This window comes from Acinetobacter sp. A1, from assembly GCF_012371315.1.
Classification (GTDB): domain Bacteria; phylum Pseudomonadota; class Gammaproteobacteria; order Pseudomonadales; family Moraxellaceae; genus Acinetobacter.
Window position 1 is genome coordinate 20,396 of record NZ_JAAZQY010000010.1, and the last position, 16,855, is coordinate 37,250.

20 protein-coding genes and 1 tRNA gene are annotated in these 16,855 nt (G+C 42.3%); 5 read left to right on the forward strand and 16 right to left on the reverse strand.

Annotation, left to right across the window (positions count from 1 at the left end):
* The first annotated feature begins 32 nt into the window (after positions 1-32).
* Both cysG and HHA41_RS05485 read left to right on the forward strand, forming a co-directional pair.
* Positions 33-1,409: a siroheme synthase CysG gene (gene cysG, locus HHA41_RS05480; protein WP_168460886.1), complete on the forward strand. Its 1,377-nt coding sequence runs from the start codon at positions 33-35 to the stop codon at positions 1,407-1,409.
* Between the two features lie 39 nt (positions 1,410-1,448).
* Complete coding sequence (locus tag HHA41_RS05485) at positions 1,449-1,928, forward strand: tRNA (cytidine(34)-2'-O)-methyltransferase (RefSeq protein WP_168418008.1); 480 nt, start codon at positions 1,449-1,451, stop codon at positions 1,926-1,928.
* A gap of 158 nt (positions 1,929-2,086) precedes the next feature.
* Here the strand turns inward: HHA41_RS05485 and HHA41_RS05490 are convergent, their stop codons facing one another.
* The 6 genes from HHA41_RS05490 to rpoD form a co-directional block, all read right to left on the reverse strand.
* Positions 2,087-3,481, reverse strand: coding sequence for an APC family permease (locus HHA41_RS05490; RefSeq protein WP_168460888.1), 1,395 nt, complete (start codon positions 3,479-3,481; stop codon positions 2,087-2,089).
* A gap of 265 nt (positions 3,482-3,746) precedes the next feature.
* Entirely contained in the window at positions 3,747-4,931 is a 1,185-nt protein-coding gene (locus HHA41_RS05495; protein ID WP_168460890.1) for an iron-containing alcohol dehydrogenase, read from the reverse strand.
* Between the two features lies 1 nt (position 4,932).
* Positions 4,933-5,466: a hypothetical protein gene (locus HHA41_RS05500; RefSeq protein ID WP_168418011.1), complete on the reverse strand. Its 534-nt coding sequence runs from the start codon at positions 5,464-5,466 to the stop codon at positions 4,933-4,935.
* Between the two features lie 75 nt (positions 5,467-5,541).
* A complete protein-coding gene (lipB, locus tag HHA41_RS05505) occupies positions 5,542-6,198 on the reverse strand; it encodes a lipoyl(octanoyl) transferase LipB (protein ID WP_168460892.1) in 657 nt (218 codons plus the stop codon).
* 150 nt (positions 6,199-6,348) lie between these two features.
* Entirely contained in the window at positions 6,349-6,642 is a 294-nt protein-coding gene (locus HHA41_RS05510; protein ID WP_168418013.1) for a DUF493 domain-containing protein, read from the reverse strand.
* Between the two features lie 111 nt (positions 6,643-6,753).
* Entirely contained in the window at positions 6,754-8,640 is a 1,887-nt protein-coding gene (rpoD, locus tag HHA41_RS05515) for an RNA polymerase sigma factor RpoD (RefSeq protein WP_168418014.1), read from the reverse strand.
* Between the two features lie 373 nt (positions 8,641-9,013).
* Between rpoD and HHA41_RS05520 the strand changes: the two genes are divergently transcribed.
* Together HHA41_RS05520 and HHA41_RS05525 are read left to right on the forward strand one after the other, a co-directional pair.
* Positions 9,014-9,223, forward strand: coding sequence for a PA3496 family putative envelope integrity protein (locus HHA41_RS05520; protein ID WP_004972246.1), 210 nt, complete (start codon positions 9,014-9,016; stop codon positions 9,221-9,223).
* A gap of 68 nt (positions 9,224-9,291) precedes the next feature.
* Positions 9,292-9,816 (forward strand): YecA family protein, encoded by a 525-nt coding sequence (locus tag HHA41_RS05525; protein WP_168418015.1) that lies wholly within the window; start codon positions 9,292-9,294, stop codon positions 9,814-9,816.
* A 147-nt stretch (positions 9,817-9,963) separates the two neighbouring features.
* On the opposite strand, the gene HHA41_RS05530 is transcribed toward HHA41_RS05525, so the two are convergent.
* From HHA41_RS05530 to HHA41_RS05550, 5 genes are all read right to left on the reverse strand, one after another.
* On the reverse strand, positions 9,964-10,506 hold the full coding sequence (locus HHA41_RS05530; protein WP_168460894.1) for a hypothetical protein: 543 nt from the start codon (positions 10,504-10,506) through the stop codon (positions 9,964-9,966).
* Positions 10,507-10,732: 226 nt separating this feature from the next.
* Positions 10,733-11,149: an ABZJ_00895 family protein gene (locus HHA41_RS05535; protein ID WP_168460896.1), complete on the reverse strand. Its 417-nt coding sequence runs from the start codon at positions 11,147-11,149 to the stop codon at positions 10,733-10,735.
* 45 nt (positions 11,150-11,194) lie between these two features.
* Complete coding sequence (locus HHA41_RS05540) at positions 11,195-11,809, reverse strand: DedA family protein (protein WP_168418018.1); 615 nt, start codon at positions 11,807-11,809, stop codon at positions 11,195-11,197.
* Between the two features lie 89 nt (positions 11,810-11,898).
* Positions 11,899-12,186, reverse strand: a complete 288-nt coding sequence (locus HHA41_RS05545) for a hypothetical protein (protein WP_168418019.1) — start codon at positions 12,184-12,186, stop codon at positions 11,899-11,901.
* Positions 12,187-12,521: 335 nt separating this feature from the next.
* A complete protein-coding gene (locus HHA41_RS05550) occupies positions 12,522-13,454 on the reverse strand; it encodes a rhodanese-related sulfurtransferase (protein ID WP_168418020.1) in 933 nt (310 codons plus the stop codon).
* A 221-nt stretch (positions 13,455-13,675) separates the two neighbouring features.
* On the opposite strand from HHA41_RS05550, the gene HHA41_RS05555 reads away from it, so the two are divergent.
* Positions 13,676-14,161, forward strand: coding sequence for a DUF1289 domain-containing protein (locus tag HHA41_RS05555; protein WP_168460898.1), 486 nt, complete (start codon positions 13,676-13,678; stop codon positions 14,159-14,161).
* A gap of 106 nt (positions 14,162-14,267) precedes the next feature.
* Here the strand turns inward: HHA41_RS05555 and panD are convergent, their stop codons facing one another.
* From panD to HHA41_RS05580, 5 genes are all read right to left on the reverse strand, one after another.
* Complete coding sequence (gene panD / locus HHA41_RS05560; protein ID WP_168418022.1) at positions 14,268-14,648, reverse strand: aspartate 1-decarboxylase; 381 nt, start codon at positions 14,646-14,648, stop codon at positions 14,268-14,270.
* 145 nt (positions 14,649-14,793) lie between these two features.
* Entirely contained in the window at positions 14,794-15,375 is a 582-nt protein-coding gene (gene pth / locus HHA41_RS05565) for an aminoacyl-tRNA hydrolase (RefSeq protein WP_168418023.1), read from the reverse strand.
* Positions 15,376-15,393: 18 nt separating this feature from the next.
* Positions 15,394-15,690 carry a 50S ribosomal protein L25 gene (gene rplY / locus HHA41_RS05570; RefSeq protein WP_168418024.1) on the reverse strand — a complete coding sequence of 99 codons (297 nt, stop codon included), beginning with the start codon at positions 15,688-15,690 and terminating at the stop codon, positions 15,394-15,396.
* 101 nt (positions 15,691-15,791) lie between these two features.
* Complete coding sequence (locus tag HHA41_RS05575; RefSeq protein ID WP_004972226.1) at positions 15,792-16,745, reverse strand: ribose-phosphate pyrophosphokinase; 954 nt, start codon at positions 16,743-16,745, stop codon at positions 15,792-15,794.
* A gap of 36 nt (positions 16,746-16,781) precedes the next feature.
* Positions 16,782-16,855: transfer RNA gene (locus tag HHA41_RS05580), tRNA-Gln, on the reverse strand.

Here is a 16,855-nt window from a genome sequence, read left to right on the forward strand (position 1 = left end):
CTTACAGTCAGATTTAAATATTGAGGTTTAGTGTGGATATTTTTCCAATCTCGTTAAAGTTGCAGCAGCAACCTTGTCTGATTGTGGGCGGTGGGCATATTGCCTACCGTAAAGCGGTATTGTTGGCTAAAGCAGGTGCACAAATTGATGTTGTTGCACCTGAAATTGATGCAAATCTCCTGCAACTGGTTCAGCAGAGTCAAGGGCAGTATTATCCGGCTGAATTTAGCACTGAGGTTGAATTGCGAGCATACCGTTTGGTAATTGCCGCAACAGATAGTCATGCCGTCAATCAGCAGGTTTTTGAAGCCTGTGAAGCCGAAAAAGTATTGGTGAATAGTGTGGATGATCCGCCACATTGTCGCTTTATGGTGCCTGCCATTATTGACCGTTCACCTTTGATCATTTCAGTGGCCAGCAATGGCACATCTCCTGTGTTGTCGCGTCAAATTCGTACCCAATTGGAAAGTACAATTCCGCATGGTATGGGCAAACTGGCTGAATTTTCAGGTCAGTGGCGTGCCGCAGTAAAACAGAAAATTGTCAATCCAGATGAGCGCCGTATTTTTTGGGAGGAACTCTATGCGAGTCCCCTGAAAGAACAGGTGTTCAATGACAATCTTGAGGCTGCTAATCAAAGCATCCAACAAGCTTTGGCTGAATGGGACACGCCAAAAGGTGAAGTCTATTTAGTGGGTGCAGGCCCTGGTGATCCTGAATTATTGACTTTAAAAGCACTGCGTTTAATGCAGCAAGCCGATGTGGTGATTTATGACCGTTTGGTGTCTGCTCCCATTTTGGAGTTGTGCCGCCGTGATGCCGAAAAAGTTTATGTCGGCAAAGCACGTTCCAATCATGCCGTGCCGCAGGAAGGCATTAATGCCTTATTGGTCAAATACGCACAAGCGGGTAAACGTGTCTGTCGTTTAAAAGGCGGTGATCCCTTTATTTTTGGGCGTGGTGGCGAAGAAATTCAGGAGCTGTATGAAGCAGGTGTCTCCTTTCAAGTGGTGCCAGGCATCACAGCAGCTTCAGGCTGTTCGGCTTATGCGGGGATTCCGCTGACTCACCGTGACTATGCACAAAGTGTGCGTTTCCTGACAGGACACTTAAAGGAAGGTTCACCTGAGTTGCCGTGGTCAGAATTGGTGTATGAGCATCAAACGTTGGTGCTGTATATGGGCTTGGTGGGTTTGGAAACCATTTGTGAAAAACTGATTGCACACGGACAGCGTGCCGACATGCCAGTGGCGCTTATATCTAAAGGTACTACCCCTGAGCAGAAAGTCGTGGTAGGTACCTTGGCAGATATTGCCAGTAAAGTGGCGCAGCATCAGATTCAAGCACCAACCTTGACCATTATTGGTGAAGTGGTGAGTTTGCGTGAACAATTAAAGTGGCAAGGGTAAATTGATCCTTGTTTCAGCGTTTAAGAGAAGAGAAATCAAGTGATCCATGTCGTTTTGTATGAGCCAGAAATTCCAGCAAACACAGGCAATATTATTCGTTTGTGCGCCAATACCGGTGCACAACTGCATTTGATCAAGCCTTTGGGTTTTGAGTTGGATGATAAAAAATTGCGCCGTGCTGGTTTGGATTATCATGAATGGGCACGTATGCAAATTTGGGACAATCTTGAGCAATGTTTGGCTGATTTAGACAGCAAAGGTGTGGGCTTGGATGCGATTTATCCACTAACGACTAAAGGCACAGAAACACCACATACGTCAAATTTAAACCGACCTGTGGCTTTGCTGATGGGGCCTGAAACACGTGGTTTGCCTGAAGCAGTACGCATGCTATTTCCACAGCAGCACTGGATACGTTTACCAATGGCAGAAAACTCACGCAGTCTAAATTTGTCTAATGCCACGGCAGTTATTTTGTATGAAGCATGGCGTCAGCAGGGGTTTAAGGCGCTGGTTTAATCTGTATTTGGATTATAAAGTTGCCGTAATGAATAAAAGCTGAGGTAAATCGCGCTCAGCTTTTTTGTTCCTGCTATTTTTTGATTTATTAGTGAAATTATTTTAGGCATAAAAAAGGCGCATAAAGCGCCTTTTTTATTTGAGCTGAAGTACAGAGATTATCTGTCATCAAACTCGTTATGTTGTGGCGCAGGGTGTTTAAAGCCTTTGGTCTTATAACCAAGATATAAAACCCCAAACATTGCCCACCACAAGCCATACTTCAATGAAGTTTCATCAACTTCGAGCCATAACGCAAAGACTGCGATAAAACCACATAAAGGAATGACAATGAAATTGATAATATCCTTAGGTGTTTTGTTGCGACCATCGCGTAGCGCATAGCGTGAAATTACAGATAAGTTCACGAAGCTGAATGCGGTGAGTGCACCAAAGCTGATCAATGAAATCACAAAATCTAGATCCATAAAACCAGCAGTTAAGGCTACAGCACCCACAATTAGAATGTTGTATGAAGGCGTGTAGTTACGTGGGCTGATATGACCAAAGAGTTTTTTGTTGATCACACCATCACGACCCATTACATACATTAAGCGTGATACACCTGCATGCGCTGAAATACCTGATGCCATGACCGTTACAATTGCAAAGGTCAGTACATAAGATTGGAACAACGAGCCACCCACCAACAGTAAAATTTCTGGCTGAGTTTCTGCGATATTTTTAAAGTAGCTACCTGGTTCATTCGGGAAATAAATCTGCATGAAATAGGTGCTAACAATGAAAATTACGCCTGCAATTAGTGCAGTTAAGAAAATCGCTTTTGGTAAGGTTTTCTCTGTATCTTTGGTTTCTTCTGCAAGTGAGCTGAGTGAGTCAAAACCTGTAAATGAGAAGCAGAGTAGGGTTGCACCTGTAATTAATGCGCCTACCGAGGTCAGTTCATTCCAGAAAGGCTCTAAGCTCCATAACTGATAGCGTTGTTCGGCAGTGATTGGACCATCGGCATTGAAACCTGCCTGAAGTTTGGTGTACATCATCCATGTAAATACGCCAATGACCACCAACTGCACCAAAACAATCATACTGTTAAAGTTGGCGACAAAACGCGCACCACGCAGGTTGATACCTGTCATAAATGCCGTGAGTACCACCACCCAAATCCAGTGATTCACATCAGGGAATAAGGCTTCCAAATAAATCACCGCCAAAATAATGTTGACCATTGGCGAGAGCAGGTAATCCAGCCAAGATGACCAACCCACCATAAAGCCGACGTTGGGGTGTATGGATTTTTGTGCATAGGTATAGGCCGACCCTGAAGATGGGTAACGACGAATCATGTGACCATAACTCAAAGACGTGAGCAAAATGGCAACCAGTGCAAAAATATAAGATGTGGGTACGTGAAAATGACTTTCTTCCGATACTAAACCGAAAGTGTCAAATAACGTCATCGGTTGAATATAGGCTAAACCAATAATAATGATGTGCCAGAGCCCTAGCGTTTTTTGCAGTTTAGCTGCCGATTGAGTCCCAGAGATATTTGTCAACGGCGTTATCCTCTTAATCGTTGATCAAGGATCAGTCATGTTTGTTCAGGATTGTTTGAGACGAACAATCCCCCCTACATAAAAAGTAAAAACGCGCCAATCTACTCCATAATGACGCGCTTTGTCAGTATCTTTGTTTTCTTTTTTAGCAGAAAATATGCCACATTGATGAAAAAAATCAGACACAGCAGTCTACCAATGAAAAGCCCGATGTTTAAAAAACATCAGGCTGGTTTTTTGGCTATGTTCGCCTATTTTTTAGTAATTACCAAGCCTTTTTTAAGATGGCTTTGAGTTCTTCTAAATTGGCTTCTTTCGGGTTGTAAATAATCGAACCATCGTTCAGGGCTTTTTCAGCCACTTCATCTAATTGTGCTTCGCTTACTTTGCCTGTTTCCTGCAAGGTACGTGGCAATTTAGTGAGGGCGTATAAGCGGTCACGAATAGCAACAATTGTTGAAATGGTTTTGTCAGCACGTAAATGCGCTGGGGTTTGTGCATATACATCTGCACCTGCCAATGGCAAGAGTAGATCTGCAATTTTATCGGCATTTACTTCTTTGTTGTATTCCAGTACATACGGCAAGAATAAATTCATGCACAGACCATGTGGTAAATGCGCAACTGCACCCAAGGCATGACCTAAAGAATGTACTAAGCCCACCATAGAATTTGAGAAAGCAATGCCCGCCATGGTAGATGCCTGTGCCAATTCTAGACGACCTTGTTCATCGCTTGGGTTATCTAACACATTAAACAGGTTGTTGCTGATTTTCTTAATTGCTGCTGTGGCATAGGCATCAGAAATTGGATTGGCTGCCATGCAACTATAGGCTTCAACTGCATGCGTCATCGCATCCATAGCGGTCATAGCTGTTAAATGTGGTGGCAACGTTTGCGTCATACGTGGGTCTAAAATGGCAGCATGTGGCATTAAGTAATACGATGCAAATGGCATTTTAACGTTCTTTTCAGTGTCTGAAACTACTGCGACCATGGTCACTTCTGAGCCTGTGCCTGAAGTGGTTGGAATCACAAAAAAAGGTTTGAGTGGACGCGGTAAGTTATGTGCACCTGAATATTGCAATAAGTCATCGCCACCTTCACTCACTAAAATATTAGTCGCTTTGGAGGTGTCGATTACCGAACCACCACCCACCGCAATAATGGCATCACAGTTGTTTTCACGGTATAGCTGAGCAGCACGACGCACAGTCATAACACTTGAGTCTTGCGGAACATCATCAAAAATACAGCCGATCACCGCATCGGTAGATTCAAATGCAGCTTCAATCGGTGCAAGTAGATTGTTGGAACGCACGCCTTTGTCGGTAATGATCATTGGGCGTTGAGAACCTAGTGTCGCCAATTCAAACGGGATGTGTTCAAGTGCGGCATGACCCGCAATGACTTTGACTGGGCAAAAAAATTCGTAATAAGGCTTCGCCATGTTATGCACTCCGTTTGAAATAAGATTGGGCAACTTTTAGATAAATATTGGCTGCACCTGATAGTTTTTCTTTTAAGCTAAGTTCGCTTGGATATTGTTTTACTGCCAATTCTGCCAGTAATTTAGGCAAGATCAGTGCTTCCATTTTATTCAGGCAACGCACTAAACGAATGGCATAAGACACATCACCATCGGCAATCATGCGGTCATGTGCAAAGGCTTGTGCTGTGCTTTCCTGAAAGGAAAAAACCAAATAGGCATGGTTTAAATGTTTGAAGGTAATGGTTAAATCTGGTTTTTGGGCTGTATTTTGCAGCAATTCCAGTTGGTGGTCTTCAGTGACTTTGGCAATAAAGGCTGGACCATTTGGAAAAACTTTCATAGACAAGACAAAGTTGCTTGGGAATTTGGCAACTTCTTGTTTAATTTCTTCATCGACCTGACTTGCCATGACTAAACCTCTGCCAATGATATCCATCATGAGTTTGACATAGGCCAGTTGCAAAGCGGGTTTCACAGATTTAGTTGAAATCACGCGCTGAATCCCTGTGTTATAAATCATTATTTAGAGTAAATACTCTATTTTATTTCTTATTGAAAAGAAAGCCATTTATACGTGAATGACTTGAACGTCATTAAAGTAACCGCTGTTTTGCAAAGTTTCAATGATATCTGCACATAAGTTTTCAAAATGTGGATAGTTCTCGACTAAATCCATCACACGTACCATTTCCAAACCTGCATAGCCACATGGGTTGATGCTTTGAAAGCCTGTTAAATCACAATCAATATTGAGGGCTAAACCGTGATAACTACGACCTTTGCGAATTTTAAACCCCAGTGAGCCAATTTTACGTTCATTGACATATACGCCTGGTGCATCAGCTTTGGCATAGGCTTCAATGCCGTATTTTTTAAGCAACTCAATCATCAAGTTTTCAGTATAAGATACCAAAGTACGGACATTCCAACCTAAACGGTTCAGGTCAAACATGAAGTAGGCGACCAATTGGCCTGGGCCATGCCATGTGACTTGGCCTCCTCGGTCAGTTTGTACTACAGGAATATCCGTAGCCATTAAAATATGTTCAGCTTTGCCTGCTTGCCCCTGAGTGAGTACATTCGGATGCTGCAAAATCCAGAGTTGGTCAGGACTGTCTGCATCACGTTGCTCCGTCCAGTGTTTCATTTCCTGAAAGCGTGCTTCGTAGTCTGTCAGGTCATGGTATTGACGAATAATCAGGTTTGGCCGTTGTGCAGTGTCCACAGTGATGCAGTCCTATCCGTAAAAGCAAGAAATTGATTTTATTATACGAAAATGTGGCGGGTGTGGGGGATTTGTGGAATGAATAAGATTTTGTGAGTTCAGAAACAAAAACACGCTCGAAAGCGTGTTTTTAAAGATGAATCTGCAAAATTACAAGGCAGTTTTAATTAGTGGGCAAGCGGCTAAATCTGCATAAATTGCATGCACTTGTTCCAATTCTTCAAAACGCAATTGTGCGGTAATTGAATGATACTTACCTGTGCGTGATGGGGTAATGCGCAGGCTTTGTGTATCAAATTCAGGAAAATGTTTCACTAAAATTTCAACCACGGCAATACGCAGTTCATCACCCGCGTCTCCAATGAGTTTAATTGGGTAATCCATTGGAAATACCCAAAGATGCTCTTGTAGTTCACGAGATGGGGTACGGTTGAATAACGTCATAAGCGTGATCTCTATCTCTATAGCAAACGCCTGCATCGAAGCAGGCGTGTTGGTCTTGTATAAATAAATGAGGTTGAATTTTAAATTTTCAACCAATCATCTAAGTAACAATTAGTCATTTTCCAAGAAAGAACGTAAGTGTTCAGAACGCGAAGGATGACGCAGTTTGCGAAGTGCCTTAGCTTCAATCTGACGAATACGCTCACGGGTCACGTCAAACTGTTTACCTACTTCTTCCAATGTATGGTCGGTTGGCATATCAATACCAAAACGCATTTTCAGAACTTTGGCTTCACGTTCAGTCAAGTTTTCAAGCACCTCACGGGTCGCTTCTTTTAAGCCTTCAGAGGTTGCCGCATCGACTGGTGAAGTGATGTTGCTGTCCTCAATGAAGTCACCCAAATGTGAATCTTCATCATCACCAATTGGCGTTTCCATAGAAATCGGCTCTTTGGCAATTTTCAGAACTTTACGAACTTTGACTTCGTCCATTTCCAAGCGTTCGCCCAATTCTTCTGGAGTTGGCTCACGGCCCATTTCCTGAAGCAATTGACGCGATACACGGTTGATTTTGTTAATGGTTTCAATCATGTGTACTGGAATACGAATGGTACGCGCTTGGTCGGCAATAGAACGGGTAATAGCCTGACGAATCCACCAAGTTGCATAAGTCGAGAACTTATAACCACGACGGTATTCAAACTTGTCTACCGCTTTCATCAAGCCGATGTTACCTTCCTGAATTAAGTCAAGGAATTGCAAACCACGGTTGGTGTATTTTTTCGCAATCGAAATGACCAGACGTAAGTTGGCTTCAACCATTTCTTTCTTCGCACGGCGGGCTTTGGCTTCACCAACGGCCATACGTTTAGAAATGTCTTTAATGCCTTTTACATCTAGACCTAGCTCTTTTTCAATATCGGCAATCTTTTGTTGGAAAGCCAAAATATCTGGACGTACTTTTTCCAAATAGCCTTTTTGATCTGCAGCAGCTTTGGCAATCTGTTCATCTAACCAAGCAAAATTAGACTCTTGACCTGGGAATGAAGTACGGAACTGGGTACGATCCATACGACCACGACGCACCGCATAGCGCATCACTTCACGTTCAGCCGTACGGATTTGTTCATGTGTGCCACGAATCATTTCAGAAATGATATCAAACAAACGCGGTGTAAATTTGAACATCATAAACACGGTAGCCAATGCTTCTAAAGCTTCTTGAGCTTCAGCACTTTCACGGCCATGTTTTTCAATCGCTGCAATTTTTGCAAGATAGGCTTGTTCTAATTCACCAAAACGCATTTTGGCAATTTCTGGGTCTGGGCCTGAATCTGTTTCAGATTCTTCTTCAGTTTCAGCTTCTTCTTCCTCATCGTCATCATCAAGTTTGACGTCTTTGGTTGGTTTGTCGCTGGTGTCTTCTTCTTTGTCTAAATCGGCTTCGTCTTCTAAAACTTCTGGAATTTCTTCATCGGTTTCAGGGTCTAAATAACCCGATAAAATATCAGCAAGGCGGCGTTCACCCGCTTCATAATCTTTATATTCTTGCAGTACCACTTGCACTGCGTTTGGCCAGTAGGCAATCGAGTGAAGTACATCGCGAATCCCTTCTTCAATACGTTTCGCAATGCTAATTTCACCTTCACGCGTTAACAGCTCAACCGTACCCATTTCACGCATATACATACGCACAGGGTCTGTGGTGCGACCAGGCTCATTTTCTACAGAGGCAAGTACCGCTGCAGCTTCTTCTTCAGCAACTTCGTCGGCAGCTTCTGCATTGTCTTCGAACATTGCATCATCAGATTCAGGCGCACGTTCATGCACAGGAATACCGACGTCTTGAAGCATTTGAATAATGTCTTCAATCTGTTCGCTTTCCGTGATTGAGTCCGGGAGATGATCGTTAACCTCAGCGTAAGTTAGGTAACCTTGCTCTTTGCCTCGGCTAATCAGAGCCGCTACTTGCGAAGTAGGGGAATTCATATCGCTCATCTTTGCTTACTCTTCGTTGAATCTGTGGCAGTGAAAAACCGTGCATGATAGCACAATTCGCTTTAAATAGGGTTGGAATTGATCAATCAAGCATGATTTTAAAATGATGTTTGAATGAAGAATTGAATAGGAATATGGGGCTTCATTACTGTTTTTCAAGTCAATTTCCTTTTTGCCCGCAAAATATTTTTATGATTGGGGCCAATCCTGAATAATGATACTAACTTGCTAATATATACACAAATTTTAAAGTATGTTGCAATGTGCGTATGTTGCAGTTTTTTGAAAAAAATAAATAAAACTTGACAATATTTATAAAGGCAGATAAATAGCGGCTAGACCCTTCACATTTTTTCATTCTGAGGTAGTTTTAGTGTCTTCTACAGATTTTGAACTAGATGATAACTACGGTGATGATGATGTTAATTTCGATGAGGCATCAAACAAAATAAGCGCGAAAGAATCTTTAGAAAAGCGCCGTTTGATTGATGATTTACTCGCACAACGTCGTTTGGAACGTGAGCTCAAAGATTTTGATTATGATTTTGACGATGACGACGATTTTGACGACGAAGACGACTAAAATCAGGTTCTGCATCACCCGCTGAAAATGCTATGCTACATCCCTAAATTGACACCTATGGATTTGAAATGACTGCTTTAGATTTAGACCTGTTAAGTGAATATCTAGATGGTGACCAAAACGAATATGGTCTAGACTTCGCTGCAACACATGGTTTCTTGTGTGCCATTGCAGTTGGACCTCAATTTGACCCATGGTTAAATGAATTATTTGAAGGCAATCAAAACAAAGTGCCTGCCGAAATTATCGCGCAAATTAAGGCATGGTTAGAAAGTATTCGCCAAAGTTTAGCCAATGAAGAAGGCATTGAATTTCCATTTGAAATTGAAGAAGCAGAAGTTGATTCAAGCTTAGGTGACTGGAGTGTTGGTTTTGTAGATGCCATGTTCCTGAATGAAGAAGCGTGGTTCACACCTGAATTTGAAGAACAACTGGTCGATTTAACTTTGCCAATGATGGTATTTAGTGGCATTGATGAAGAAGACCCACAAATGGAATCTTTCCGTCGCAATGGTCAGTTAATGGACGAGATTGCAGAAGAAATTCCTGAAAATCTGAATGAATTGTATTTGATGTATCACACACCTGAATAAACTGTCGAATCTATTGGTTAGATTCATGTTTTTGCATATTTGAAAGCATGAATACCTAAAAAAAGCACTGCTAAATGCAGTGCTTTTTTGTGGCTAGGATGAATACATCAATGATGTATTGTTTCAACCTTAGCAGAACTATGCCAATTAGCGTGTAGCACGATCCCAAGCATCTTTTACCGCAAATTTTGCTTGTTCCCAAGTTAAGCGAGAACTGCCTTTAATTTGTTCCCATTTGCTTTTTAAATCGGGTTCGACATCTTCAAAGCGGGTATGTGCATCATAATGCGGGCGGTTTTCATAACCAATACGGTAAGCATTTTGGTAGTCACGGTCATATTCTAAATCGGGGTAATGACTGCGTGTTTCTGCATAATAGACAGTATTGAGACTATTGGCACGCCAGTACGCTTCTTCTTCGGTAGGATTGACTACTTCTGCAGTGCCCTTACCAGCTAATCCACCAACAACAGCACCTACAGCACCACCAACCACTGCACCTACAGGGCCGCCTAATGCGCCAACGGTTGCACCTGTTGCAGCACCACCAACTGCACCTAGACCTGTACCAACAGGGTGGGCACCCGGCTCACCTGTAATCGGGTCGGCATTTAAACGATCACGTTCTTCTTTGGGTAAATTTTTAACCACATCACGGTCAATCTGTTCATTGCGTTCAAAATCTGACATGCGAATCACCTTTTATCGTTGTATGAGTTATTGCTGTGTTCATATTCATAATCGCTATGAATGAACTAAGCTTAGGCGATGAAAATGTAGCCTTATACTCCATTCACAAGGTGTTTTAGTTACAGCGCATGTCTGAAGTAAGTTTATATATGATGCTGCGCGTGGCTGTAGTTTTTAGGTGTGCGCTGTTGTTTTTGGGTGTCTAATACAGCAATTCAGTAAAATTTTATAAGAATTTATTGTGGTAGTAACGGTTTGCGTACCAGTTGTAGGCAATATGAAACACAGCACCATGAATGGCAATCAGGCACAGCATGATCACGGCAGCCAAAGCCAATCCTGCTTTATCTGCTGCTTTTAGAATTTCTTCTGCATTTGGGTTCATGAGTACCAAGAAAAATACAAAGAAGCTGCCAATAATAATGGCCACCGCGCTTGAGCCCCAAACCAACTGGATTTTTTCGTCACTGCTGGGTAGGCGTTGTTCTTTTTTTACAAAATGGCCTGCGCTAATAAATGCTGCAGCAATTAAGGTCGGTAGCAGAGTCAGTCCACCCAAGTTCAACCCAAAAATTAATACAGTAATCAGCAAAACCAGCGCAATACTATAAACTGCGGCGAAGAAGAGTAAATAATGTTTCATGTCTGGTTTTCCCCGAAAAGATATAATTTTACAGTGTTGTATTGATTAATGCTGTTGTTTACGGCGGTATCTACGGTACAGCACCACAGCAACAAGTAGCACTACAATGGCAATAATTACATGGCTGACCCGATTGAAAATTTGATGCATAAGTTGCTGATTTTCACCAAAATAATAACCGACACAGGCTAAAAATGTTGTCCAAATAATGGTGCCCAGACCACTATAAAACATAAATTTCCAAAATGGCATGCGACTCATACCGGCAGGAATACTAATCAATGAGCGGATTGCAGGAATCATACGCCCAAAAAAGACAATGCGATGTCCGTACTGTTCAAACCAGTGTAGAGATTTTTTGACGTCCTGCTCTTTAATGAATAGATATTTGCCGTAACGATTGACCCAGCGATAGATACTGTCGTGTTTACAACGATAGCCAACCCAATATAAAACTGCGGCTGCAACTAATGAGCCTATACAGCCTGCAATAATCACACCCAATAGCAACAATTGCCCTTGAGAGGCAGAATAGCCTGCTGAAGGCATAATAATTTCTGAGGGAACAGGCGGGAAGACGTTATCCAGAAACATTAACAAGGCAATACCGAGGTAGCCGAGTTGTTCCATAATGGAAATAATCCATTCAGTTACATTCATGCAAGTCGTGTTTTAAAAAAGTGCTCCTATCCTAAGCACTCTTGCATAAACAGTAAAGTATAAGAACGGTAAAGCCTTGCGCTTTAGGCTTAATCAAGTTCTGAATGGGTGAGGGTGTAGATATAGACTCGTCTTAATGTATATGCCATAAGAATTGGAACTGCACACAGCAAGGCGTAATTAAAAAAATTGGCAGGTAAATGATAGCCAATAAAAGCTGCAATAATGCCACCTAAAATTGCACCCATAGCCACAATAAAGGTATGTGACTCATCTTCCAAACGATTTTGTATTTCTGTATGACACAGAGCAGATAAAGATTTTACAGGGGTGAAACGTAATGTTTGCATTGAATTTGAAATTGTTGTTTTTGGCATAATTTCACTCCTGATAATAGCGTATAGGTTTAGGAATACATAACGATCCTTAAGTTTTGGTTATGGGTGATATTGTGTGTTGTTGCTTATCCACCAATAACAGCCACAAATTTTGTGGCTTATTTAGCTTGAATGCTATCACCCAATCTGGGGATTTTTACGCAATAGTTGGTAAATATGCGTTGTATTTTTATGTGCTATGTAATCTTACGTGAATGCGTACCAACTGAATGCTAATAAAAAAGCCCTCAAAAATGAGGGCTTAAGTTTATTCTCCAGCATGCGAAAGACTACGTCAGACATGCTCGAAAAATATTTATTACAACCTGTATGTATTACAGACGTTTGCGTTTAGCAGCAGCAATTTGTGACTGACGCATACGGAAACCTTCTTTTTGTTTCTCTGTGGTTTTATCAATACAGTACACGCAAGATACGCCGTGTTCATAGCTTGGCAGTTCAACTTCTTCTGGAAGCAATGGCCAGCCACAAGCATGACACTTGATGTTTTGGCCTTCCTGCATACCGTGAGTTACTGCGGTACGACCATCAAACACAAAACATTCACCTTCCCATAAGCTTTCATCGGCAGGGGTTTCTTCTAGGTATTTTAAAATACCACCTTTAAGGTGATATACCTCATTAAAGCCTTCCTGAAGCAATAATGAGGTTGATTTTTCACAGCGAATTCCGCCTGTACAGAACATCGCAATTTTTTTGTCTTTGTGTTGTTCTAGGTTTTGCTTAACGTAGTCAGGAAATTCACGGAAAGTTTCAGTTTTTGGGTCAATCGCACCTTTGAATGTACCTGCTTTGTATTCGTAGTCATTACGAGTATCAATCAAAATCACATCATCACGGGCAATCAGTTCGTTCCATTCTTTCGGGTCTAGGTAGTGACCGACCAAGTCACGTGGTTTGACTTCTACACCTAGGGTAACAATTTCTTTCTTCAGTTTAATTTTCATTTTACGGAATGGTTTTTCAGAGCTATGCGACTCTTTATATTCCATTGCGGTAAAACCTTCGTTTAACAGAAATTGGTGTACTTGATCAATCGCCGCACGATCACCTGCGATGGTACCGTTAATGCCTTCACCCGCCACAATAAGAGTACCGCAAAGGTTGATTGAATTTACCAAATCTAGCAGGCGTTGTTGAAGATCGGAAGGATCTGCAACTTCTTTGAATTGGTAAAGTGCGGCAACAACCCAAGTCGTGGTCGCTGGCTGTTCTACAGGTGCAAGCTGTTCTACAGTAGCGTTCATGGAGTACTCCAATATGTGAAAGACAAAATTTAAGGCGCATATTCTAACCTGCTTTGCTTGAATATGCGAGAAATCCGAGTGAGTTGCATGGTTTTAAAGCGTGACACAGCATTTTAAAAATGTACCAGAACGGGGTATGATGCCACTCGGTTTGAACTGCAATATTGCAATTCAAACTTGATACCTCTAACTGAATGTTATTTAAATTTTGGAGTGCTAGATTGAGTAAGGATCGTCCAAGTGCCACTTTAACCCCGTGTGCAGGTCGTTGTTCTACGGTTTTTGGTGATTCTATCTGTCGTGGTTGCCGTCGTTTTAACCATGAGGTGATTCAGTGGAACACGTATAGCACCGAACAACATACTGCAGTTTGGCGTCGTTTGGATGCACAGTTAGATCAGATTTTAGTACCAATGTTGCCTTTTGCAGATTTACGTCATGTAGAAGGCTTTGTACGTTCCAAGCGTGTGCGTTTACGAGAAGATGCCTCTAAAGGTCGTAAGCTGTACCATGCGCTTAAGCTCTGTGAGAAAAACCGCCATTTTACCGATGAAAGTGGTTTGGGTATTCATTACAAAGAGGTGCGACCGTTGTGGCAAGAGTTTGAGCGCCGTATTTTGGCATTGGCAACCGCAAGTTATGATTTTGCATTTTTACGTGCCGATGGCATTAGTCATAGTCTGTTGCAAAACCTGCAAGAAAGTTAAGGGTTCATTCAAAAGCAATTCATGCTGTTGTCATGAAATGACCCTAAATTCGGATATAAAAAAACTCGCAAAAATTGCGAGTTTTTTATTGCATACAGCAGGGAAATTACGCCACTTGTACTGGAATACAATTTGCTGTGTGACTGACTGTGTTGTCTGGGTTTGCATAAACCAAACGCGGTTGATGTGCATTGGCTTCTGCTTCAGTGAAATCACCAAAGGTTGCAATGATAATAATATCACCTACATCGGCTTGATGTGCTGCGCCACCATTGACAGAAATGATGCCTGAATTGTCTTCACCACGAATGGCATAAGTCGTGAAGCGCTTACCATTGGTCACGTTCCATACGTGGATTTCTTCATATTCACGAATGCCAGCCAAATCCATAAGCGTTCCGTCAATTGCACAAGAACCTTCATAGTGAAGTTCTGCATGAGTTACAAAAGCACGGTGGATTTTGCATTTTAATAAACGAGATAGCATGGTGAGCGTCTCCTTAGTGGACCTAAGATTTTATCTTATGGTGAATTCAATCACTGCTTGACTGAGGTCAGTACTGAGCAGAAAGCGCATTTTGCTCTCAAAATAGCGACAAGGCAAGTGTGATTGTTCAACAATTGTAGATTCATTAGTTCGGTTTATAGGCATTGATTTGATTCATGGCTTGTTGTACGTCGCCATTGACCAGTAATTTGATGCGACCCAAGGCATGTGCAAGAGCATCATTCATGAGGGTTTGTTCGCTACTTGGTGCTTTGCTGAGTACATGGCCTGATACGCGTTCTTTTGAACCCGGGTGCCCAATACCAATGCGTAAACGATGAAAATTTGGACCTGTATGCGGTACGATGTCACGCAAACCGTTATGACCACCATGACCACCACCTGTTTTTAGGCGGATGATCCCTGGGTTCATGTCCAGTTCATCATGAGCAATCAGCATAGCTTCAGGCGCAATTTGATAGAATTTGGCGAAGGGAACAACACTTTGACCAGAACGGTTCATAAAGGTTGTGGGTAATAACAGACGAACGTCTTGACCTTCGATATTACCGCGACCGCTGATCCCGTGAAATTTAGGATCGGCTTTTAACGTAATGCCATATTGATCTGCAAGCTGTTCTACAAACCAGAAACCTGCATTATGGCGGGTTTGGGCATACTCTTTACCAGGGTTGCCCAAACCAACAATCAGTGAAATATTAGCCACTAATTACACCGTAAACACTTATGCGCGTTTGAAGTCAGCGTGCATAGGTGTGTTTTTAGCAGGGTGACGTTGTAAAGCTTGGATTTTAACGCTTTCAACTTTGTCGCCTACTTTGATTTCTACAACTTCTTCAAAGAAAGCGTTGCTTTCTAAAGCTTTTACAAGCTCACGAAGTTCTAAAGTAACAGCTACTGGCTCAGCGTCGCCACCATAAATGATAGCTGGAACTAATGCAGCGTGACGAAGGCGGCGGCTCGCACCTTTCCCTTGGTTAGCTGCTTCACGCGCTTGAGCGTTTAATACGAAGTTTGCCATGATAGACATCCTTATTTTGAGTTTAAATAAACTAGATCTGCGACCAATCTAGTGATAGAAAACCCTGCCAATTGGCAGGGCTTTGAAAATTCAGCGCTCTATTATAGATAAGAATCGAACATTGCGCTAATAGATTCTTCGTTGTTAATACGACGAATTGTTTCTGCAACCATACTCGCAACAGACACTTGACGGATTTTGCCAAGCGCTTGCGCTTCTTCTGAAAGAGGAATAGTGTCAGTTACAACCAATTCATCAATTACAGAATTTTTAAGGTTTTCAATTGCTTTGCCTGAAAGTACAGGGTGGGTTGCATAAGCAACAACACGACGTGCACCAAAAGTTTTCAGTGCATCAGCGGCTTTGCATAATGTGCCCGCAGTATCTACCATGTCATCTACAATGACACAGTCACGATCTTTTACATCACCAATCAAATGCATCACTTGTGATTCATTCGCTTTTTGACGACGTTTATCGATAATTGCAAGATCGATATCACCCATTTGTTTTGCAACAGCGCGTGCACGAACCACACCACCAACGTCTGGTGAAACCACCATTAGGTTGTCGTGTGACTGTTGACGCAGGTCAGCCAATAGCGCAGGCGTACCATAAATGTTGTCTACAGGGATGTCGAAGAAACCTTGAATTTGGTCTGCGTGCAAGTCAATCATCACCACACGGTCAATACCCACAGTCGTTAGCATATCTGCAACCACTTTGGCTGTAATTGGAACACGTGTAGAACGAGGACGACGGTCTTGGCGGGCATAACCGAAGTAAGGAATAACGGCAGTAATACGACCAGCACTTGCACGACGCAAAGCATCAGCCATCACCAAGATTTCCATTAGGTTGTCATTGGTTGGCGCACAAGTAGGTTGTACGATAAATACGTCTTTACCACGGACATTCTCGGTAATCTCTACAGCAATCTCACCATCAGAGAAGGTAGAAACTGATGCAGCACCTAAAGGAATGTGCAAGTGGCTTACGACTTTTTGAGCGAATTGTGGATGCGCGGTTCCACTAAAAACGACAAGATTGGGCATGAAGCACCCTTGGCGGTTGGTGTATGTAGGAATAGATGGCAGGGGTAGCTGGATTCGAACCAACGGATGCCGATATCAAAAACCGGTGCCTTACCACTTGGCGATACCCC